Here is a 20,271-nt window from a genome sequence, read left to right as displayed (position 1 = left end):
AGTGCCCTTGGTTTTTTTCTATATTTTTTAAGTACAAAATCTACCCTGATTTCATTTCTTCATGTAGAATAGGATAATGGACATGCGTTAATAATGAATCAATAAACATATTTTGGGGGATCAAAGGTGACATATCAACTGAAGAAGAGCTTTAAAATGTTTTCATTAAATTCGAATCGTGAGTTAGCTAATGAGATGGCTAAGCTTTTGGGCTGTGAACTAGGAAAGAGCTCTAGCACTCAATTTAGTGATGGTGAAATTCAAGTTAATATTGAAGAAAGTGTTAGGGGTAATGATGTATTCTTGGTGCAATCAACTTCACAACCCATTAATGATAATATTATGGAGCTTCTCGTAATGGTGGATGCCTTGAAAAGAGCTTCAGCCGGTATGATCAACGTTGTTATACCTTACTATGGCTATGCTCGTCAAGACCGTACAGCTAGACCGCGTGAGCCCATTACCGCTAAATTAGTTGCAAGACTTTTAGAAACAGCCGGTACAACTAGAGTCCTGACAATGGACCTTCATGCGCCGCAAGTACAGGGTTTTTTTGACATTCCGGTTGATCACCTGATAGCCAATCCAATCCTAGGAAATTATTTTGAGAAAAAAGGCTTAGAGGATGTTGTTGTAGTTGCTCCTCATAATGGTGCAGTTATTAGAGCTAGAAAATTAGCGAGTATATTAGATGCGCCAATTGCCTTAATTGATCGAAGACAGGAAGAATCCGGGGAATCTGAGATCATGAATGTTATTGGGAATATCGAGGGTAAAAATGCGATTATTGTCGATGATTTAATTAATACGGGTGGAACGATTACTTTGGCTGCTAATGCTTTAGTGGAGAGAGGAGCGGAGACGGTTTATGCTTGCTGCACTCATCCTGTATTCTCTGCGGATGCGATTAGTAAGATTAAGTCTTCTCCAATTAAAGAATTAGTCGTAACCAATACGATTCAAATGCCGGAGGAGCAGCGAATCGATAAAATCACCACTTTATCTGTTGCCCCATTGTTAGCGGAAGCTGTTGAACGGATTCATAATGAAAAAGCAGTAAGTCCGTTGTTTGAATAAAAAGATCCCGCTGTGAGAGAGTTCACAGCGGGATTTTTTTAGTCGTTAAAGAAATTATAAAATTTTCGCTTGTCATAAAATCTTAATCAATGGACTTTCGACGTCCAGCTCCAGCGCCTAACCCCTCGATGGACCATAGCCGCTCAGGGAATGAAGGCAAAGAAGAACGCCTTATTCCCTGAGCGACTTACGCTTGTCGGGGCTGTTCAAGGCGCTTGCGCTTTTGTTCTAATATCAGAATTTATATGGTTGACCTTTTTTGTTTACAGATATGGACTTTCGTGTTTCGCCTTTAGTTTCATCCATCGGCGTTCTACTTCTTCATCAAACATTTTCAATAAGTCTTGACTGTCTTCTTTTAACAGATGTTTGGTTTTTCCCATCAACTTCAGCCAATCGGTTACAGGTAATCGTTTGTTCTTAACCTCAGGATCGTAGGTAATTGTCGTAATTCCGTTCTCAACCTCATAGAGAGGGAAGAAGCAGGAGTTAACCGCCGCCTCGACGATGGACTGACCTAATTCATCCTTCGATTTCCAGTTCAACGGACAGGTTATCAGAATTTTCCCGTAAACCAAGCCTTCATTTTGAGCATACCATTGAGCTTTTGCAGCCTTTTTTAAAAGATCCCGGTCAAATGCTTCCGTTCCCGTGAAGACATATGGGATATGGGTCGCAGCCATAATTTGCGCGGTGTCCTTATGGTGGAAGGGTTTTCCTTTTTGGAATTTCCCAACACTTGAAGTGCTTGTCATGTGACCCATAGGCGTCGAATAAGATAACTGGCTGCCTGTATTCATGTAACCCTCGTTATCGTACTCAAGAATAATCATTTTATGGTTCCGGAGTGCCGTTCCGATTGCAGGGCCCATCCCGATATCCATTCCTCCGTCACCGGTGACCATGACAAAGGTAAAATCGTCAGAGAGACCCAGTTCAGCTAATTCACCGCGGCGTTTTCGCTCATGGAACATTTCAACTAGTCCAGATAATGTTGCCGAACCATTTTGAAAGAGATTATGAATATAGGTTGCTTTGTGAGAACTGTAAGGGAATCCGGTTGTTACAACCATCGCACATCCTGTATGGAATAGCGCGACGATATCTCCTTCAATTCCTTTGAAAAATAACTCTAATCCAGAGAATATTCCACAGCCTGGGCATGCCCCGTGTCCGGAAGCCAAGCGTTTCGGCTTTTTCGTTAAGCTTCTTAATGGAGGAATTTTCACCTTTAATTCTCCGGTTTTTTCATCAGGAGTGACAGTGATTAAACCAGTATTCAAATCTTCTTTTTTCATAGGATTTAAGACTCGTTTTGGTGCAAATTCCGGTTTACCAGGATTATGGCCAAAATAGTCGAATGGCTTCTCAACGAAACCTTTTTCGGCAGCTTCTTGAGCTAATTGGAAAAAAGTTTCAGCTTCATCTGCATAGAAGTCTTTGCCGCCCAATCCGTACACACGGTTTACTACTTTCGTATGGCTGTTTCCAACGGTTTGGAGTGCAGCTCTTACTTCAAGGGCCATATTCCCGCCATGTGCTCCGTAAGAATCTGCACGGTCACCAACTGTAACCGCTTTAACATTTTTTAATGCTTCCGCTAACTTTTGCTGCGGGAATGGACGAATCATATTAGGGGAGATGACCCCGGCTTTGATTCCTTGTGCACGAAGTTTGTCAGCCACATCTTTACATACTTCAGCAGCTGAGTTCAGCATGAATACGGCAACCTCCGCATCATCCATTCGATACAAATCTAGAACAGGATATTCCCGGCCGGTTAACTCCGAATATTCGTGGGAAATTCTTTCGAAAACCTGCTCTGCCTTATACATCGCTTCTGACTGTTGATAGCAGTTATTTATATAATCAGGTTCATTCATATACGGGCCGATTGTGACAGGATTCTCACGGTCCAACGCATGAGGGAAGTTCCTTGGCGGCTCGCCAATAAATTTTTGAACATCCGCTCTGTGCTTCATGACCTGAACCCGCCGTTTTTGGTGAGAGGTGAAATAACCGTCGAAAGAGACGATGACCGGAAGGCGAACTTCAGGATCTTCTGCTAGTTTAATAGCAATTATGTTCATGTCATAGACGATTTGCGGATCACGGGCCATTAAAATCGGCCAGCCTGTATTCAAGGCAAAATAAAGATCCGAATGATCGCCATGAATATTTAAAGGGCCGGACACAGAGCGGTTGACCAAATTCAATACCATTGGAAAACGGGTACCGGATTGAACAGGGAGCTGTTCTAACATATATAAAAAGCCATTCGCACTCGTCGCGTTAAATACACGTCCGCCCCCAGTTGACGCACCGTAACATATACCTGCAGAGCCATGTTCACCGTCAGCAGGAATTAACACGATATCATGTTCACCTTTTGCTTTCATTCCATCAAGGAACTGTGCAACCTCGGTCGAAGGAGAGATCGGATAATAGCCCATTACATGATAATTTATTTGATGGGCTGCATAGGCCGCCATTTCATTACCAGATTCAAACACGATACTTTGTTCAATTGTTCCTTTTGGAACAGTTCTATTTTCTTGGTTTATTTCGATGGACATAAATTCCCGCCCCTTTCCTTAGTTTCGAATCGCTAAATCAAATAAATGCGGCACGCGGTTTTTGTCTGCGTAGCCGTCATTATATTCCCGCTCACTTGATAGAGCGTCAACAGGACAAGCATGAACGCATTTTAAGCAGCCCTTACAATATTGATAGTCAATCCCTTGCAGGAACATTTGCGGCCGGCCCCGTTTATCGGCCTTTTCTACCCAAACAAAACAAAAGTCAGGGCAAGCGGTATCGCAGGCTGCACAATTAATACATTTTTCCTCATGAAAATGGGGCAGCATTCCGGCACGAGAAATACTTAGGTCCTTTAAGATACTGTTACCAGGATTGATGATCGTCCCGCCAATTGTCTGAGTTTCGTAACCTAGCAATGGTTCTGCGCGTTTAAATGGTTTTAGCGTTGTTTTTTCATCTACTAAGTAGGTTTGGAATTCAACTTCATTAAAACCGCGATCAAAAGTACGAATGTTTGGTTCGACTAAGTGTGGGTATTTCTTTTCGAAGGTGCGGCGAATGGTCTGTCTCATCGACTCTGGGTCTAAGAAATTTAAGATTCGGTACAGTGCCCCTAACATGGCAGTGTTGGCTTTTGTTTGTTCTTCGAGGGCAATCCCTGTTGCATCAACGATAGCGATGGTTCCGCCAGGGATTTTCATTGCAGTTTTGAGTTCGTCAGGAGTTTTTTGTGAGTTCACTAAGATGGTGCTATCGGGGTAAATCCCACTGGTACAATCAATGGTTTTGAAAAGGGCATCATGGAAAATGCCGACTACATGTGGACGTTCGATTGGTGTGGTGTCACGTATGTTCGTTTCTGGATCACAAAAACGAATGTGTGCTTTTACAGGGGATCCTTTTTTCTCGGATCCATATGATGAAAAACCGACTCCATTGAGTCCGTTTCCAACAACTCCATCCTCAGAAAGCATCTTTCCGGCCAAATTGGCTCCTAAACCGCCAATGGATTCAAGTCGGATTTCAAAGAAACCTAATTCATTCACTTTTGGTAATCTTGACAACAAGCATTCCTCCAATCGTTTAGAACATTAACAATTAGAATTTTATAAATATTCTATAAATTCTATGGTTACATTGTAACAGGATGCAAAATTAGTTACAACAGAATTTTTATTATAAAAATGTAACAGGCTCCTCATTGCGATAAAGTCAAGAAAAGTAAGTAAGTTGGAGGAATCAGTTACAATTTTTAAAACTTTTGATATAGTACAGTTTACTTTGTACTATAACAAGAAAAAAACAATACCTATAACCAATGTCGTTATAAGTACTGCCTTTTTCTTGTAGATTTGTTTTGAAACTTTTCAAAACATAAAAAGTTACACTCCCTAAAATAAGACTTACTATCTACATATTCTGGGAAGAAGGCCATTTTCGTTTCTTAGCTTACCCTGGACTTTGTGTGACAAGGTCGATAAGCACGATTTCTTGTTGCGGTTCTTTAAGAATGGTTTCCAGTTCGGCTAATGTGTTAGGCCTAATTCCCTTTACCCCGAAGCTTTGAGCGAGCTGGACAAAATCGGGGTTTTCGAAGGTTACTCCGTAGGTGTTTCCAAACTTATTGTTCATTTGTTTTACTTCAAGCTTTAACATCGAGTCGTCCAAAATAATAATGGTAAACGAGAGGCCCAGACGCTTAGCAGTCTCGAGTTCAGCAAAATTCATAAGAGCGCCGCCGTCACCGGTAATACATATAACAGGGTCATTAGTGCAGGCCAGTTTTGCCCCGATTGAACCTGGGATGGCAATCCCCATGGTGGCCAGCCCATTTGAGACGATTAACCGGTTAGGTTCTTTAGGCTGATAAGTTTTAGCGATTGATACTTTATGGGCGCCGACATCCGAAATGACAATCGTGTTCTCGGGAGAAAATTTCTCAATTAGGTGGACAACATTCTCTATGTTAAGTGATTCTTTTTGGTTTTCGTTTATTTGATAGGTTGTTTTTATTTGAGCTTGCAGGTCACCTGAAGGCAGCCATGATTTGACCGTTAACTCTGCTTGGTTTAGGGCTTCAAGCGTTTTCTTTATGTTACCGACAAGCTCACACTGAACCGGGTAATATTCATTTACTTCTGCTGGCAATGGATCAATATGTAAAACTGGGAGTTTGTTTTTATTCCAAGCGTTTGGCAGCTGCTCAACAAAATCAAAACCAATGACAATTAAAAGGTCTGCTTCATTTATACCAGCAAGAACAGCGTCGTTTTCTTTGAATCCGAATGTGAAAAAATTCTGTTGGTGTTCTGGTGGTAAAATCCCTTTTGCCATAAAACTGTGTGTGGCAGGGGATTGAAGGCGGTCGATAAAGGTTATAAGCTCTTGGACAGCCTCTTGTCGGATTAAACCATTTCCTATAATAATGAAAGGTTTAGTATATTTTTGAATAAGTTCCTTTGCTGCGTTTAGTGATTCTGCATCTGGAACCGTTACAGGGGTTGGCGTAATCGGTATAGGTGTATTTGCAATCGGTTGGGCCGCGAAGTTTTCTGGAAGGGTGATGGCAACAGAACCTGGTTTCTCCATAAGGGCAAGTCTGAAAGCTTTTCGAATAACTGTTGGGACCGTTTGTGAATCAAGAATTTGTGTACTCCATTTTGTTGCAGGTTCTAGTAGTTTGACAATATCCATATATTGATGTGATTCACCATGCTGGCGCTCAATCCCAGCCTGGCCAATTAAGGCCACTAGCGGGGAATGGTCAAGCTGTGCGCTGGCAATACCTGTGACGAGGTTAGCAGCACCTGGCCCAAGTGTCGATAAACAGACGCCTGCTTTTTTTGATAGTCTTCCGTAGACGTCAGCCATAAAGGCGGCGCCTTGTTCGTGCCTGACATTCACATACTGTATCTTTGTTGATTTTGAAAGGGATTCGGCTAGATCGAGTGTTTCTGTGCCGACGATTCCAAAGATGTATTCAACCCCTTCATTTTCTAAGCATTGTACAAGTGTATCGGTTAGTTTCATGTTGTCCTCCTAATAGAAAAGGAATTATTATAAGTAGTTTTAGCAAATATGTGAGTAATCATAAGCTGTGAGCCAATATCGTACAGCCCGATTAGTGTTACAATATAAGGAAAAAGGGAAGAAAGGTGGGATAATAGTGAACAAAAATTATGTCTGGTATGCAAGTTATGGGTCAAATATTAATACTGATCGTTTTTTTTGTTACATAAAAGGGGGAAAACCTGAAGGCTCTACAAAGATGGAGACAGGATGCAAAGATCCCTCACTTCCAGTAGCTTCGTCCACTTTTACCATGAATTTTCCCCTTTACTTTGCAAAAGAGGCAGCAAAATGGGAATCACAAGGGGTGGCGTTTATTGGGTTAACCCAAGATCCACGTTATGTTACATATAGTAAGAAATACTTAATCACTATGGAGCAGTTTATAGATGTGGTTAGTCAGGAAAATAACGGAATAGATTTTATGGTTGACTTAAATGAGGTTATCAAAAACGGTTCGAAAGTATTCCGCCGCAATGCTTGGTACGGGAATATTTTGTATTTAGGGGAGGAAAAAGGTTATCCAATTTTTACGTTTACTGCATCGTGGGGTGTCAATGATGTTGAATGGAAAAAGCCTTCACATGCTTATTTAGCAACGATAATAAAAGGTTTAAAAGAGGATTATTCCAATGAAGAAATCTACCTTTATTTTCAAGATAAACAAGGCATTAAGGGTAAATATACTGAGGCTGAGTTAAGAAGTCTGATTTTTTAAAAGTCTTTCATTTAGTCTATTTATCCAATGTTTGTTATCATGAAAATATGTAAAATAAGGAGATGATTGGTAAATGTCAAATCAAGTTCGTATTGGAAAAACCGATTTATATGTCAATCCGATTGGTCTGGGCACCAATGCTGTCGGTGGTCACAATCTATTCCCAAACCTTGACGAAGAAGCAGGCAGAGAATTAGTTCGTACCGGACTCGCGAACGGGATTAATTTCTTGGATACCGCTTTTATCTACGGCCCAAAACGTTCTGAAGAGATTATTGGGGAAGTTGTAAAAGAAAACGGCGGTCGTTCGGAGATTGTCATTGCTACTAAAGCTGCCCATAAATTCGTCGAAAAAGACATCGTCATTGATAATTCTCCAGCCTTTTTAAAACAAGCTGTCGAAGAGAGCTTACAGCGGCTGCAAACAGATTACATAGATTTATTTTATATCCATTTTCCCGACCAAGACACACCGAAGGATGAAGCGGTAGGTGCATTAAAACAATTGAAAGATGAAGGGAAGATTAGAGCCATCGGGGTTTCTAATTTTTCCATCGAGCAGTTGAAAGAGGCCAATAAGGATGGATATGTAGATGTGTACCAAGGTGAGTACAACTTACTAAGCCGTGAAGCCGAGAGGGAATTGTTTCCTTACGTCAACAACAATCGAATCTCCTTTATTCCGTACTTCCCTCTTGCCTCTGGTTTATTGACCGGTAAATATGATAAGAATACAAATCTTAAAGAAAAGCGCGGGAAGTTTTTCAAAAAGGAGATTTTCGAGGATACACTTGAAAGAGTGGAGCGCATTCGCAAAATTGCCAATGCAAAGGGGGCAGAAGTAGCACATATTGTTCTTGCTTGGTATTTGACCCGCGAGGCTATTGATGTTATCATTCCAGGAGCAAAAAGGGAAGAACAAGTACTCCATAATCTTAAATCATTGGAGATCCAGTTAACCAAAGATGAAATTAATGAAATTGACCAAATTTTCCAATCTTAAATAATGAGTGATGAGATTTTTGTCTCATCACTTTTTTATCGTTAAAGAAATCATAAAATTTTCGCTTGTGGATAGCTCTTAATAAATGGACTATCGACGTCCAGCTCCAGCGCCTAGCCCCTCGATGATCTACAGCTACTCAGGAAATGAAGGAAAAGAACGCCTTCTTTCCCTGAGCGTCTTATGCTTGTCAGGGCTGTTTCAAGGCGCTTGCGTTTTTGTTCGTTATCACAATTAATTTCCGTGTATTCCTATTATTAGAAATAAATGTTTCCTAGTTCTCCGTAATATGCCAAATTTCTACGACTTTAGCCGTATTTTGCAGTTAAAATAGGCAAAAAAACTAGATTGGTTGTATAATATATATTTGTTATAAACTATTGGAGGGTATTAAAAATGATGGTTTGGACTTTAGCCGGATTATTCGGGATTTCTGTTTTATTACTAGTGATTTCAATTTACAGGACATCTCAAGCATCAAAGGCAGAACATAAGCAAATTGATTTAATTCATATTTCTACAATGAAGGAAATCAATGCTATCCAAGATTCAATTAGGAACATTGAACTTGATATTGAAGTCGTCATGAGGGAAGCAGGAGTTCAACTTACTTCTGAAGAGAAAGTCTTCATGCGTGAAGTACTCGATTTGGCGAACCGCAATTACTCAACTGAAAGCATTGCCGATATGAAACAAGTAAGTGTAGAGAAGATTGAACAAATGCTCGCTCCTTACCGGACATTAAAGGAAGGGAGAAAGGTTGCAAATGAAAATTAATTTACTTAGCAGCTTTGCAACCGGTATGCTGATCACCACCACAATTTGCGGTGCAATTTATCTTTCTGGAAAAAATGATGCTGCCAATGCAACTGCTAAATCATCAGTCACTACTTCAGCTGAGAAGGTTCAGCCATCTGATGATGAAATGAAAAAACAGCTGGAAGCAAAGGGCTATGTCGTTCAAACGAAGGTCGAAAATGATAAACAAGTGCAGGATGCCAAGGCATCAGTCCAAACAAAAGCCGTCCCTGCGGCAGCTACCGACGCAACTAAAACGGAAACACGTGTTGTCATTAATGTAGCAGACGGCATGACTAGTATTGATGTAGGTAAAATCCTTGTATCCGCGAATATCGTTAAGAACGCCTTTGATTTTTCAAAGGATATCGAGGCTAAAGGGCTGGAAAACAAATTACGCCCAGGAGTTTTCGTGGTTGACAGTAAGATGACATATGACCAGGTTGTCGCCACTATTTTCAAATGATTAAAAAACCGGTTTCTTAAGAAATCGGTTTTTTCTAGAGTAAGCAAGAAAATTGAAATTATAAATTATTATTTCTATAATCGACTTATTACATAGGAAAAAGGTGGAATACAATGAAAATCGTAGCACTTGTGGGTAGTTTACGGAAAGATTCATATAACAAGCAATTGGCCTACACGATTCAGGAGCGTTTCGCTAATAAATTTGATTTAGAAATACTAGATCTTGGAGTGCTCCCGCATTATAACCAGGATGAAGAACTCAATCCTGCTGATTCTGTACTGAAGTTTAAACAGAAGGTAAAAGAAGCGGACGCTGTGATGATCATTACTCCGGAATACAACTGGTCGATTCCAGGAGTCTTAAAAAATGCACTTGATTGGTTATCACGTGTCGATAAGGTACTAATTGGCAAACCAGTTATGACTGCAGGGGCTGCGACCGGGGTAATGGGAACATTACGTGCTCAGCTTCAGTTGCGTCAAATTTTAACTGCATTACAAGTAAAGCTTTTATCGCCAGTTGGCAATGAGATTCTCATAAACCAAGCTATGGCTAAATTTGATGAGAAAACAGGCCGCCTAACAGATGAAGCAACAGTTAAATTTGTTGATGAGGTCGTTAATCGGTTTATTGACTTAATTAAAGAATAAGAACTAAAGCCTGTACTCCGTTTGTTTCGAGGGAGTACAGGCTTTTTTTGTGTGTTAAAGAAAGCCAGTCATATATTCATATGGCTTTCATACATTTAAGTAAGGAGACAAACCTGCCTAATTTGGACAAACATTACTGGAATGAGAAAGGAAGAAATAAATCCAGATGGACTTCTTACAAGGAATATTAAATAGTTACAGTACCATTTTTTCACTGGAGGCCTTTAAAGAGGTATTTATGAATCCAGCCAGCTGGGGAGTAATTGGTACCTTGATTATCCTAGAAGGCCTGCTGTCAGCCGATAATGCCCTTGTTTTAGCGGTAATGGTCAAACATCTTCCGAAGAAACAGCAAAGAAAAGCCTTATTTTATGGGATATTTGGGGCTTATTTTTTTCGAATAATAGCAATCGGAATTGGCGTAACACTAACAACTATCCCTTGGATAAAAATAATCGGGGGTCACTATCTGCTTTGGATTGTATTTCAAAACTTTTTAACTAAAAATGAAGAGGAGGACGAAGTTCAAAGTCGAAAGAAAAGCTTCTGGCGGACCGTGTTAACGGTAGAGCTGATGGACATTGCCTTCAGTTTTGACAGTGTCATTGCCGCGTTTGGTGTCTCAAATCAAGAGTGGATTTTATTGCTTGGAGGAGTCATCGGAATTTTGATGATGCGGGGAGTCGCGCACCTTTTTCTTGCCCTTATCGAAAAAGTGCCCGAATTCGAGACAACGGCTTTTATCCTTGTAGCGATTATTGGGGTGAAAATGATTGTTTCGGCTTTTGGATTCCATATGGATGAATTTGTGTTTTTTAGTATCCTAATTGGAATTTTCTTAAGTACCTTCCTTATTCATTTCATTCGAAAATTAGTTGGAAAAGAGACTACCATGTAATTTTTGAAGAGGGAAGGCACTTTAAAATAATGGGTTATACTATAACTAATAAGGAGATGAAAAAATGGAAGAAGATTTTTATTTTTCAAATAAACAATTTATCAAAGGTTTGAAGATGCCGAAAAGTATAGATGGTTTGTTGATGAAAAGAGGTGATGTCTCACTCGCAAAGATTGATGGTGAGTGGAAGAAATATACAGAATCTGTACCAAGAGGAAGAAAACCGATATCAAGTCACGATGATCTTGTTTTGATTGGCAGCGGAAAAGATATTGAGATTGATCGTGAGGAACTTTCACAAAAACAAATAGATTTTTTGATAAGCAATGAAAATAAATGATAAAAAAGTTAAAGGTCAACTTTTGTTGGCTTTTTCTTTTGATGCTATTATGACATTAAGTCCGATCTTACCAGCAGCACCGGATTATTCCGATGCATACTTAATTATTCCGTGTAAATAAATTGAGTCTTCCCGCTGTACACATTCTCTTAACTTGATTTTTCCTTCACTCTCTAATTCTCCAACCCATTCTTCAATCTTTTTTTCATTCTCGTTTGAAGCCTTAGGAATCTCTGTTGAAAAAAAATTACCTCGACTGGCATTGCGAAGATTTTTTAGTAAATCCACTTTATTCATTGGGTCATCCCCTTTATCTATAATATTTTCGACATATAGGATGTTTTTTCCTTTTAATTCAACAATAATTATTTCAAGTTTTCTTAATTTTGTGCTTGAATTTCAGAATGTGGGGGACATGTATAAAAAGTTATGGTCTATAGAACAAAAAAAGAAGCATTATAGCTTCCAAGGCGGAACGTTAATATTTTTTTTTTGCTTCTCATAATTTTGCATTCTTGAATATGAGTTAGCTATTTTAGACACTATGGATCCTTGTGGACTGGAGGTTATGACACGGCCTTTTAATTCTTGAATTCTACTTTTTGCAAAGATATTTGCCACCTGAGCTAAATTTTCAATAGTGTCCATTAATTCGGGGTAATCATTGTAATTAGATTTAGCTATAGAGTAAATATAATCAAGTTTATTCTCAATTAATTTAAGTATCTCGATATCAAACTTTTCATTTTCCATTAGTTTTCACTCCCCATTAATAAGCGTATGGAATAAAGGAGAATAAAGAACGTAAAAATAAAAAACTTATTTTAATGTGAACGGTTCCAACTAAATGCAGTAAAATAGGAGAGGCTTTTTAAACTTACGGAGGCGTTAGTAAAAGAAAGCTTGGATATTCAATTTTACAAGCAGCTAAGTTCAATTATAACTGGGCTATTTTATTTTCACATTCAAAAAGCACCACATTTTGTGGTGCAAGTTCATTTGCATTTTATATTTTCAGGTACAAGTTCACGTATTACGATAGGTTAGGAACCCGTTACGCTTATAATGCTCCCTTTTTTTCGTTAAGATTGAAAATGAACGTTACCATTTTCATCAATTTCAATCGTATTATAGCTTTTAAAGACATCCATGTTTGTAATTTCATGTTTCACCTCATGAGAAAAACTTTCCATATATGGCTGATATACCTCGGGATTTTTAACAAGATGATACATGGTGACTTTTGTTCCCTCACGGATATCTGTTCCTCTTAGTAAAAAACGGTCGCCGTAAAGGTTTTTGAAATAAGTGCGTGCTTCTTCGTGACTTTTAAAGTTAGGCATCTGTTCATGAGTGATTGAAAAATCCTGATTCATAAACACGTTCACCACTTTCCCATAATATAATAATCATAAACCGGTTTCTGTCAGTTTACATAGTTTACAACCAGTTTCACATCTAGTGTTCCCTATTTTAATAAAATAATGATTCTTGCCTATTATGTTGGACTATACAGATTTTAAGCGCTTGCATAATCTATTATAAAAGGGATTATTCCAAATCTCGTTTATGATTTTTCACCGTGTTTGCGGTCATCCTATTTTAAATAGTCGAGATTTTGGACATGATGGATAAGGCAAAGGCGATTGAGAAAAGGAGGAGAAGAATTTGATGAATACCCCTTTTGATTATCCGGAAATTTTTTATAACGAAGTCATTATGTATTTAGAAACAAAATGGAACCGCCGTTTAACCGACCATGAACGACATGTGCTGATTGAAGGATACCGGTTTGGCAGGATGGTGGAGGCGGAGAGCGAAATTAAAATTCTGTTTGCCAATTAAATGTTGATAAAAGAGGGTGTCCAAATAAGGACACCCTTTTGAAATCGCATAGGTTATTGACCTTGCTGATTTCGTAATGCTTGCTCAGCGTATGCGACTAAACGTTTGGTCATTTCGCCGCCGACTGAGCCGTTTGCTCGTGCGGTCGTATCAGCACCAAGTTGAACTCCAAACTCGTTGGCAATTTCCTCTTTCATTTGATTAAGGACATCGCCTGAACCAGGAACCAAAAGTTTGTTTCTACCCATGATACATCACTCCCGACGATTTTTTGAGCAACTAAACAGTTGCTCGTATATAATTTAACCTATTTGTTTTTTCAAATTCATATGGATCTAAACTGTCTTGAGCTTGGGTATGGTTTATAATAAGTGAAAAGGGCCGGAAGAAGGAGCGAGGATAATGTTTATAGCAGGTCAGAAAGAAATGCAGCAAATGGACCAATTTACAATGGACAAGCTTGGCTTGCCTGGAATCGTCTTAATGGAGAATGCTGGAGCAAGGGTAGTAGAGGAAATTGTTTCGGTTTCTCCTTGTGAGGATACGCGTATTTTAGTGCTCGCAGGGGGCGGCAATAATGGCGGGGACGGATTTGTTATTGCAAGAAGACTGTGTGATTTGGGATATGACTTGCAGTTAGGTTTGGTAGTACCCCCAGATAAGATTAAAGGGGATGCGAAGGTACATTTTGACGTCTATCAGAACCGGCAGTTACCCATTCTTTTTTTACATGAAAGTACGCTTGAATTGGTTCAGTCGGAAATAGAACAGGCCGATGTGATTGTTGACGCACTTTTAGGGACTGGTGTAAGTGGGCCTGTTAGGGAACCTTTTGGAGCTATCATATCCATGATAAATGAACAGGCAGGGAAAAAATTAATTGTCTCTGTTGATATTCCTTCTGGTGTTAACAGTGATAGCGGAAGGGTAGAGGGGACAGCAGTCAAAGCTTCAATGACAGTAACGTTTGTTTTTCCTAAAAAGGGGTTCTTTTTAGAGGAAGGTCCAAAGTTTGTTGGTGAATGGAAGGCGGTTGACATTTCCGTGCCGCTTTCAATAGTTGATGATTTGGGTATAAAATTACCACGTTTAATTACAGAGGATCTGGTTGCTGACTCGGTTCCGGTAAGGCCCAAGCATGGTCATAAGGGGACATTTGGTCATGTTCTGGTTGTTGGGGGATCCAAGTTCTATGTTGGTGCACCGATTTTTTCGGCTAAAGCAGCGCTCAATTCTGGTGCAGGGCTAGTCACATTAGCAGTACCGGAGAGTATCTATCCAATGGCTGCTGCACAAAATCCGGAGTCATTATATTTGCCGTTGCGGGACGAGGAAGGACATTTTTCAATCGAGGCGATTGATCAACTTTCAGTTTTACTGCATCAATTTACGAGTGTGGCGGTGGGTCCGGGAATAAGCCGATTTCCTGGTGGTGAGGCTTGGATGAAATCATTGGTATCGTTATTGACCACCCAGGCGGTTGTGGTTGATGCAGATGCCTTGTATTTGCTTCGGAACGAGTTGAATTTGGTACGGGAATATAAAGGGGATGTCATTTTTACGCCGCATCCTGGCGAGATGGCAAGGTTGTTAAATAAGACGGTTAAAGAAGTCGAAGAGGACCGGATAGGGATTGCGAAGACTTTTGCGAAAGATTACAGCGTTTATTTGTTGTTAAAGGGACATCGAACAGTTATTGCTACGCCGGATGGAGCTGTGTTTATTAATCCGCATGGCCATGATGCGATCGGCAAGGGTGGAAGCGGTGATGTATTGACGGGGATGATTGCTTCGTTTTTAGCGCAGGGGGCTTCTCCTGTTGAGTCGATGATTGTTGCAAGTTATCTGCATGCGAGAGCAGGGGAAGAGAGGTCCGTGCTGCTTTCTAGTTATGGTGTAGGGCCTTTGGATTTAATTGACGGAATTAGGGAGCAGCTGCGGTTGTTGTGGAATTAAAATGAATCGGTCTGTTATTGCACGTGCATGAGATTTTTGGGTTAGGACAGTCAATGTGACGGTCTGTCTTTCCCCAAGAGAAAGAGTTTTTACTAAGGACGATCAATGAGACCTAACTTCATTAACCGACAGGGAGCAGATGCTATCCAAGCGGTCAATAAACTCTCATCTCGGCAAGGGAATACACACCGATTCATCGGGCTCCGAAGGATTGATCCACAGCCTTAAATGGTCTTGAAGACTTATACCACTGATAGCAAAAGATAATAATCAAAACAAGCTCAATAACATCTCCGCCATAATACATAACCATCCCTGCCACTGCCGCCTGTTCTGCACCCACTCCAGCTGGAGGGTGAGCATATATATATTTAGCCAAAATCCCATGCCCTGATAAAGCGGTCGCAAACATAATCGCTCGATACAAGTAGCTTGTACGGTGTGGAGCAGGATCAATATAAATGATAGATGCTGTAAAGACATAACCAGCCAGAAAAATATGCATATGCACCAGCAAATGTAAAAAAACATTTTCCTGCATCACATTATACAGGCTGCTATAATAAAGCACCCATAGACCCCCAATATTCAAAACAGAAGCAATCATTGGGCTGCCTATAAACTGAAAAAATCTGTTTTTTAAAATCAAACACAGACGGCGGGCCAACACCACATTAACTGTTCGTAAAATCAACGTCATCGGTGCCGCTAGAACCATAAGTAGAGGCGCTAGCATACCTAGCAATAAATGTCCGATCATATGTACTGTAAAATCGGCATGGGCACGTGCGCCTATTGGTCCCGTTACGGCAGCAAGAGCACAGAATACACCTAGTACCCACAAGATCACACGGTAAAGTGGCCATGTTTTTCCTGAAAGAATAATCGTAACTACTGCCATAAGATAAGCCAATAAGGCAAAAATAAACGGCACCATTAAGAGGAGGTGGAAACTGAAACTATACCATAAATGATGACTATTGTGCATTTTCCGAAACAGCTCCTGTTTTCTTAGCAAAACGAATTAAAAGAACAATGCCGATCAGCACCATCAGAACAGAGGTAATATGCCAAACCATATCATAAGGGACAATATTTACATGATAGCGGATCTGATGGAGCCGCATCAATTTATGCTGAATGATCCCATCATATAATTGAAAACCGCCTGCGCCAAGGAGGACCCCGGCGACCCATTTCTGAGGCTGCCAGACCTTACGGCGCCGGACATCTGCCACCATAAATAATCCACCCACCGTTAAGAACCAACTAAACGCATGAAAAAATCCGTCAGAAACCAAACCTATTGCGGTCGTAGCTTTATCATAAAAATGATGCCAATGAAGGAGCTGATGGAATACAGTCTCATCAATAAATGCGACGAGCCCAATTCCAAAAAATACCCCTGACCAGAGATTTTTCTTCAAATGAGTTGAAAGATCTTTACTGCTTCTGGAATGAACCAAACTCTTCACCTTCGTACATTTATTTTTCATTATTCACTCTACCCTTGATCGACTATCATTAATCAAATAAATATAAAAAGACTGTCCCAGCTAGGACAGTCTTACCGATATTTAGAAATTAAAATTATCCGGATCAGCACCAAACCGTTGATTTTCATTAAGGGCATTAATTTTTTCCATATCACTTGAAGATAACGTAAAATCAAAGATATTGGCGTTTTCTTTAATGCGGCTTTCTCTAATCGATTTTGGAATCGTCACGATTTCATTTTGGATATCCCAGCGTAAAATCACTTGGGCAATTGATTTATGATGGTTAGAAGCAATCTCTTGTAAAACAGGGTGATCAAGCAGTCTGCCTTGTCCAAGCGGCGCCCACGCCTCAATTTGAATCTGCTGTTTTTGGCAGTAGTCTCGCAGCTCAGGCTGCGAATGGAGAGGATGTAACTCGACCTGATTTACCATTGGCTTAATTTCGGCCACAGACATCAAGTCTTCAATGTGGTGGATGTTGAAATTGCTAACCCCGATCGACCGAACACGTTTCTCCTTATATAACTTTTCGAGAACCTTCCAAGCATCTTTATATTTATCCTTTACTGGCCAGTGGATTAAGTACAAATCAACATAGTCAAGGCCGAGCTTCCTTAGGCTTGTTTCAAATGCCTTTTCTACGGAATCATTGCGCAGATCCTCATTCCACACTTTTGTTGTGATAAAGAGTTCCTCACGGGGAATACCAGACTCTTTAATTGCTTGACCAACACTTTCTTCATTTTCATAAAGTGCAGCCGTATCAATGCTTTTGTAACCAGCTTTGATCGCCATTTTTACTGATTCAAGGGCAACTTGACCCTCAGGTACTTTGTAGACACCAAGGCCAAACCATGGCATCTTAACACCATTATGTAGGGTAGTACTAGACTGTAAACTGTTCAATGTATTCTCCTCCTTATCACTAATTCAACAATTAGTATAGTCTCTTTAGGATGGAAGAATCAACCAAAACGGATTTCATCCTACTTAGTTATTTAGATTTAAGCCTCTTTAATACCGCTGCTTCAAGTAGTTTCCACGGCAGCGTCTTTTTAAGGAACAGATTCATCTTTACGCCCTTGCCAATTGGATAACGAAGGTCAGGTGTACTTGGGTCAGAGGCAATCTGGGCAGCAAGTTTAGCTACATCACTAGGGTCGCCATAATCTGCTTTTCCATTGTTAATTTCTTTTAAAAGGCTATCCCTAAACAATGCATATGGTGATTCCGGATTATTTTCGAGTTGATCAACACTAGTCCAAATATTAGTTTGGTAAGATCCTGGTTCTATTAATGAAACATCAATTCCAAAAGGACGGAGCTCAAGCCTTAAGCTCTCGCTATAGCCTTCAAGTGCATGTTTAGATGCAGAATATGCGGATAAGCCCGGAAAACCAAATCTTCCACTAATACTGCTCATATTTATGATTCTGCCTTGTTTTCTAGCCCTCATGATCGGCAGGACGGCATTGGTCACGGCAATCACGCCAAAAAAGTTGGTCTCAAATTGCTGCCGAAAATCATCTATAGAGAGCTCTTCACTAAAACCACCAGCCGCAAACCCGGCATTGTTTACCAACACATCAATTTGAGAATAATTTTCTAGGAATATTTTAAAATCATGAATAGATTCGGTTGAGGTAACATCCAGTGAAGTGATATGTATAGAATGATCTACATGCTTTTCTTTAGCCAGTTCTAAGAGTTCTTTCGCTCTGTTTAAGTTCCTCATGGTGGCAATCACTGTAAATCCTTTTAATGCCAGTTCAATTACACACAGTAAACCAAAGCCGCTCGACGAGCCTGTCACTATTGCTGTTTTTCCATTCATTCCGCTTCTCCTTTCAAGGCCCATATCTAATATTAAAAATGCATAAAGGAAAGATATGCATAGAAATGACCTAAAAAAATAAGGCTGACCTAAAAGGCAGCCTTATTTTTTTAACTTACACTTACAAGTTTGTCAGCTGGCAGCAGCTTTTCCAATGTTTTTATTTCTTCATCGGTTAATGGTACTAATGGTAATCGTACATCACCGACACGGATGCCCGTCATATTTAGGGCAGCTTTAACTGGCGTTGGGTTAGGGGCAGCAAATAATCCCTTCATTAGCGGAAGGAGGCTGCGATGTGCAGCCGCTGCTTCCTCAAGCTGTCCATTTTTAAATTTTGTGACCATGTCCTGCATTTCATTGCCGATAATGTGCGAAGCAACAGAAACCACGCCAGTCCCGCCAATGGCTAAAACTGGAAGAGTTAACCCATCATCCCCGCTGTAAAGAGAGAAATGATCTGGGGTTTTACTGATGATTTCAGCCATCGCATCTAAGTTGCCGCTCGCTTCTTTAATGGCCACGATATTGTGAATCATTGAGAGACGAACAACGGTTTCAACAGACATATTTACGCCACAGCGGCCAGGGATATTATACAGCATCACTGGTAGAACGGTTGATTCAGCAATCGCTTTAAAATGTTGATAGATTCCTTCTTGTGATGGTTTGTTGTAATAGGGAACAACTAGTAAAATACCATCAACACCAGCTTCAGCAGCTAGTTTTGTTAAATGGATGGAGGCACGTGTATTGTTTGAGCCCGTACCAGCGATAACCGGAACTCGGCCGGCTGATTCCTCCACAACTAACTTAAATAATTCAACTTTTTCTTCTGTTGTTAAGGTAGGGGACTCACCAGTTGTACCGGACACAACTAACGCTTCAGTACCATTTTCAATTAAATAGTTAACTAACAATCTTGCGGCATTAAAATCAACATCACCATTTTGATCAAATGGTGTAACCATTGCGGTTAAAACTTGGCCAAAATTCATTTTTTCTCACCCTTTGTAATTTTTTGTAAATTAGAGGGGTAAGGCCATTCTGATGTCAACGCAAAAAAGCAGCAACGAGGGTCGCTACTGCTGTAGAAACATCAAAATATAAGTTCCTATGCGTGAGATAGCCCTCCATATAGTTTCCTATATGACAATTCTGTGCTTATTCAACACAGAACCAGCTTCAAGATCAATGAGACTCTATCCGCTTCGGCAAATTCCCCTTTCCACAATCATCATAGGACCTCATTTTCCTCAAAAAGTGTACTGATGGTCTTTGCGCCTCTATCCTCACTTCAAAAGGTATTGAAGTAAGAGAATATGTAATTACTATTAATATAGCAAATTTTCCGTATCAATACAAGGGAAACCAACTGCAAATTTTTGAATAAATGAAAAAATCACAAAATAAATAGGTCTAAAGTTCACCAAAACAAAAGAGACGCGCCGAAGTAAATGTTCAGCGAGTGTTTGTTTGCATTTAGAAAATTATATAAATTTCGCTTGTGAATAACTGTTAAAAAAGGACTGTCGACGTCCAGCTCTAGCGCCTAGCCCCTCGATGCTTTACAG

Annotated in this window: 22 protein-coding genes and 1 riboswitch; of the genes, 10 read left to right on the top strand and 12 right to left on the bottom strand. The window is 40.1% G+C overall.

The genetic code is table 11. From position 1 onward, the window contains the following. Positions 1 to 126: 126 nt before the first annotated feature. Positions 127 to 1,077: a ribose-phosphate diphosphokinase gene (locus tag M3226_RS21615; protein ID WP_308211975.1), complete on the top strand. Its 951-nt coding sequence runs from the start codon at positions 127 to 129 to the stop codon at positions 1,075 to 1,077. 263 nt (positions 1,078 to 1,340) lie between these two features. Here M3226_RS21615 and M3226_RS21610 read toward each other — a convergent pair whose 3' ends face one another. The 3 genes from M3226_RS21610 to M3226_RS21600 form a co-directional block, all read right to left on the bottom strand. Then, complete coding sequence (locus M3226_RS21610) at positions 1,341 to 3,653, bottom strand: thiamine pyrophosphate-dependent enzyme (protein WP_251570526.1); 2,313 nt, start codon at positions 3,651 to 3,653, stop codon at positions 1,341 to 1,343. An 18-nt stretch (positions 3,654 to 3,671) separates the two neighbouring features. Then, positions 3,672 to 4,682: a 2-oxoacid:acceptor oxidoreductase family protein gene (locus M3226_RS21605; RefSeq protein ID WP_251570525.1), complete on the bottom strand. Its 1,011-nt coding sequence runs from the start codon at positions 4,680 to 4,682 to the stop codon at positions 3,672 to 3,674. A gap of 385 nt (positions 4,683 to 5,067) precedes the next feature. Beyond that, complete coding sequence (locus M3226_RS21600) at positions 5,068 to 6,648, bottom strand: acetolactate synthase large subunit (protein WP_251570523.1); 1,581 nt, start codon at positions 6,646 to 6,648, stop codon at positions 5,068 to 5,070. A 136-nt stretch (positions 6,649 to 6,784) separates the two neighbouring features. On the opposite strand from M3226_RS21600, the gene M3226_RS21595 reads away from it, so the two are divergent. The 7 genes from M3226_RS21595 to M3226_RS21565 all read left to right on the top strand — a co-directional run bounded on the left by M3226_RS21595 (position 6,785) and on the right by M3226_RS21565 (position 11,563). Further along, the gene (locus M3226_RS21595) at positions 6,785 to 7,405 is read left to right on the top strand and encodes a hypothetical protein (protein WP_251570521.1); all 621 of its coding nucleotides are present in this window, start codon (positions 6,785 to 6,787) and stop codon (positions 7,403 to 7,405) included. A 73-nt stretch (positions 7,406 to 7,478) separates the two neighbouring features. Beyond that, positions 7,479 to 8,408 carry an aldo/keto reductase gene (locus M3226_RS21590; RefSeq protein WP_251570519.1) on the top strand — a complete coding sequence of 310 codons (930 nt, stop codon included), beginning with the start codon at positions 7,479 to 7,481 and terminating at the stop codon, positions 8,406 to 8,408. A gap of 396 nt (positions 8,409 to 8,804) precedes the next feature. After that, positions 8,805 to 9,185, top strand: coding sequence for a hypothetical protein (locus tag M3226_RS21585; RefSeq protein ID WP_251570517.1), 381 nt, complete (start codon positions 8,805 to 8,807; stop codon positions 9,183 to 9,185). Continuing rightward, positions 9,175 to 9,672 carry an endolytic transglycosylase MltG gene (locus tag M3226_RS21580; protein WP_251570515.1) on the top strand — a complete coding sequence of 166 codons (498 nt, stop codon included), beginning with the start codon at positions 9,175 to 9,177 and terminating at the stop codon, positions 9,670 to 9,672. The genes M3226_RS21585 and M3226_RS21580 overlap by 11 nt, the downstream gene beginning before the upstream one ends. Positions 9,673 to 9,785: 113 nt before the next feature. Next, positions 9,786 to 10,325 (top strand): NADPH-dependent FMN reductase, encoded by a 540-nt coding sequence (locus tag M3226_RS21575; RefSeq protein WP_251570513.1) that lies wholly within the window; start codon positions 9,786 to 9,788, stop codon positions 10,323 to 10,325. Between the two features lie 166 nt (positions 10,326 to 10,491). Further along, entirely contained in the window at positions 10,492 to 11,223 is a 732-nt protein-coding gene (locus tag M3226_RS21570; protein WP_251570512.1) for a TerC family protein, read from the top strand. A 64-nt stretch (positions 11,224 to 11,287) separates the two neighbouring features. Next, entirely contained in the window at positions 11,288 to 11,563 is a 276-nt protein-coding gene (locus M3226_RS21565) for a hypothetical protein (RefSeq protein ID WP_251570510.1), read from the top strand. An 84-nt stretch (positions 11,564 to 11,647) separates the two neighbouring features. Here the strand turns inward: M3226_RS21565 and M3226_RS21560 are convergent, their stop codons facing one another. The 3 genes from M3226_RS21560 to M3226_RS21550 form a co-directional block, all read right to left on the bottom strand. Next, on the bottom strand, positions 11,648 to 11,860 hold the full coding sequence (locus tag M3226_RS21560) for a hypothetical protein (RefSeq protein ID WP_144565057.1): 213 nt from the start codon (positions 11,858 to 11,860) through the stop codon (positions 11,648 to 11,650). Positions 11,861 to 12,019: 159 nt separating this feature from the next. Next, on the bottom strand, positions 12,020 to 12,316 hold the full coding sequence (locus M3226_RS21555; protein WP_251570508.1) for a hypothetical protein: 297 nt from the start codon (positions 12,314 to 12,316) through the stop codon (positions 12,020 to 12,022). 329 nt (positions 12,317 to 12,645) lie between these two features. After that, positions 12,646 to 12,939 carry a DUF4708 domain-containing protein gene (locus M3226_RS21550; protein WP_251570506.1) on the bottom strand — a complete coding sequence of 98 codons (294 nt, stop codon included), beginning with the start codon at positions 12,937 to 12,939 and terminating at the stop codon, positions 12,646 to 12,648. Positions 12,940 to 13,234: 295 nt separating this feature from the next. On the opposite strand from M3226_RS21550, the gene M3226_RS21545 reads away from it, so the two are divergent. Then, on the top strand, positions 13,235 to 13,408 hold the full coding sequence (locus M3226_RS21545; RefSeq protein ID WP_186446446.1) for a hypothetical protein: 174 nt from the start codon (positions 13,235 to 13,237) through the stop codon (positions 13,406 to 13,408). Positions 13,409 to 13,461: 53 nt separating this feature from the next. Here the strand turns inward: M3226_RS21545 and M3226_RS21540 are convergent, their stop codons facing one another. Continuing rightward, a complete protein-coding gene (locus M3226_RS21540) occupies positions 13,462 to 13,656 on the bottom strand; it encodes an alpha/beta-type small acid-soluble spore protein (protein ID WP_098533645.1) in 195 nt (64 codons plus the stop codon). Positions 13,657 to 13,810: 154 nt separating this feature from the next. On the opposite strand from M3226_RS21540, the gene M3226_RS21535 reads away from it, so the two are divergent. After that, positions 13,811 to 15,364, top strand: a complete 1,554-nt coding sequence (locus M3226_RS21535; RefSeq protein ID WP_251570504.1) for an NAD(P)H-hydrate dehydratase — start codon at positions 13,811 to 13,813, stop codon at positions 15,362 to 15,364. 193 nt (positions 15,365 to 15,557) lie between these two features. Here M3226_RS21535 and M3226_RS21530 read toward each other — a convergent pair whose 3' ends face one another. The 5 genes from M3226_RS21530 to dapA all read right to left on the bottom strand — a co-directional run bounded on the left by M3226_RS21530 (position 15,558) and on the right by dapA (position 19,695). Further along, on the bottom strand, positions 15,558 to 16,352 hold the full coding sequence (locus tag M3226_RS21530) for a cytochrome c oxidase assembly protein (RefSeq protein ID WP_251570502.1): 795 nt from the start codon (positions 16,350 to 16,352) through the stop codon (positions 15,558 to 15,560). Continuing rightward, positions 16,342 to 16,860, bottom strand: a complete 519-nt coding sequence (locus tag M3226_RS21525; protein WP_251570500.1) for a DUF2243 domain-containing protein — start codon at positions 16,858 to 16,860, stop codon at positions 16,342 to 16,344. The genes M3226_RS21530 and M3226_RS21525 overlap by 11 nt, the downstream gene beginning before the upstream one ends. 81 nt (positions 16,861 to 16,941) lie before the next feature. Continuing rightward, on the bottom strand, positions 16,942 to 17,724 hold the full coding sequence (locus M3226_RS21520) for an aldo/keto reductase (RefSeq protein ID WP_251570596.1): 783 nt from the start codon (positions 17,722 to 17,724) through the stop codon (positions 16,942 to 16,944). A gap of 133 nt (positions 17,725 to 17,857) precedes the next feature. Further along, entirely contained in the window at positions 17,858 to 18,697 is an 840-nt protein-coding gene (locus tag M3226_RS21515; protein WP_251570498.1) for an oxidoreductase, read from the bottom strand. Between the two features lie 110 nt (positions 18,698 to 18,807). Beyond that, positions 18,808 to 19,695, bottom strand: a complete 888-nt coding sequence (gene dapA / locus M3226_RS21510) for a 4-hydroxy-tetrahydrodipicolinate synthase (protein ID WP_251570496.1) — start codon at positions 19,693 to 19,695, stop codon at positions 18,808 to 18,810. 120 nt (positions 19,696 to 19,815) lie between these two features. Continuing rightward, positions 19,816 to 19,994, bottom strand: a riboswitch (Lysine riboswitch). Between the last annotated feature and the right edge of the window lie 277 nt (positions 19,995 to 20,271).

It is taken from the genome of Neobacillus cucumis, from assembly GCF_023715505.1.
This window is presented reverse-complemented; position numbering and strand designations above follow the sequence as displayed.

Coding starts and splice junctions, on each gene's coding strand:
- M3226_RS21545 (WP_186446446.1), top strand. CDS start 13,235: ATGAATACCCCTTTTGATTATCCGGAAATTTTTTATAACGAAGTCATT.
- M3226_RS21520 (WP_251570596.1), bottom strand. CDS start 17,724: ATGCCATGGTTTGGCCTTGGTGTCTACAAAGTACCTGAGGGTCAAGTT.
- M3226_RS21555 (WP_251570508.1), bottom strand. CDS start 12,316: ATGGAAAATGAAAAGTTTGATATCGAGATACTTAAATTAATTGAGAAT.
- dapA (WP_251570496.1), bottom strand. CDS start 19,695: ATGAATTTTGGCCAAGTTTTAACCGCAATGGTTACACCATTTGATCAA.
- M3226_RS21580 (WP_251570515.1), top strand. CDS start 9,175: ATGAAAATTAATTTACTTAGCAGCTTTGCAACCGGTATGCTGATCACC.
- M3226_RS21570 (WP_251570512.1), top strand. CDS start 10,492: ATGGACTTCTTACAAGGAATATTAAATAGTTACAGTACCATTTTTTCA.
- M3226_RS21585 (WP_251570517.1), top strand. CDS start 8,805: ATGATGGTTTGGACTTTAGCCGGATTATTCGGGATTTCTGTTTTATTA.
- M3226_RS21550 (WP_251570506.1), bottom strand. CDS start 12,939: ATGAATCAGGATTTTTCAATCACTCATGAACAGATGCCTAACTTTAAA.
- M3226_RS21525 (WP_251570500.1), bottom strand. CDS start 16,860: ATGAAAAATAAATGTACGAAGGTGAAGAGTTTGGTTCATTCCAGAAGC.
- M3226_RS21600 (WP_251570523.1), bottom strand. CDS start 6,648: ATGAAACTAACCGATACACTTGTACAATGCTTAGAAAATGAAGGGGTT.
- M3226_RS21530 (WP_251570502.1), bottom strand. CDS start 16,352: ATGCACAATAGTCATCATTTATGGTATAGTTTCAGTTTCCACCTCCTC.
- M3226_RS21560 (WP_144565057.1), bottom strand. CDS start 11,860: ATGAATAAAGTGGATTTACTAAAAAATCTTCGCAATGCCAGTCGAGGT.
- M3226_RS21535 (WP_251570504.1), top strand. CDS start 13,811: ATGTTTATAGCAGGTCAGAAAGAAATGCAGCAAATGGACCAATTTACA.
- M3226_RS21540 (WP_098533645.1), bottom strand. CDS start 13,656: ATGGGTAGAAACAAACTTTTGGTTCCTGGTTCAGGCGATGTCCTTAAT.
- M3226_RS21575 (WP_251570513.1), top strand. CDS start 9,786: ATGAAAATCGTAGCACTTGTGGGTAGTTTACGGAAAGATTCATATAAC.
- M3226_RS21610 (WP_251570526.1), bottom strand. CDS start 3,653: ATGTCCATCGAAATAAACCAAGAAAATAGAACTGTTCCAAAAGGAACA.
- M3226_RS21565 (WP_251570510.1), top strand. CDS start 11,288: ATGGAAGAAGATTTTTATTTTTCAAATAAACAATTTATCAAAGGTTTG.
- M3226_RS21515 (WP_251570498.1), bottom strand. CDS start 18,697: ATGAATGGAAAAACAGCAATAGTGACAGGCTCGTCGAGCGGCTTTGGT.
- M3226_RS21590 (WP_251570519.1), top strand. CDS start 7,479: ATGTCAAATCAAGTTCGTATTGGAAAAACCGATTTATATGTCAATCCG.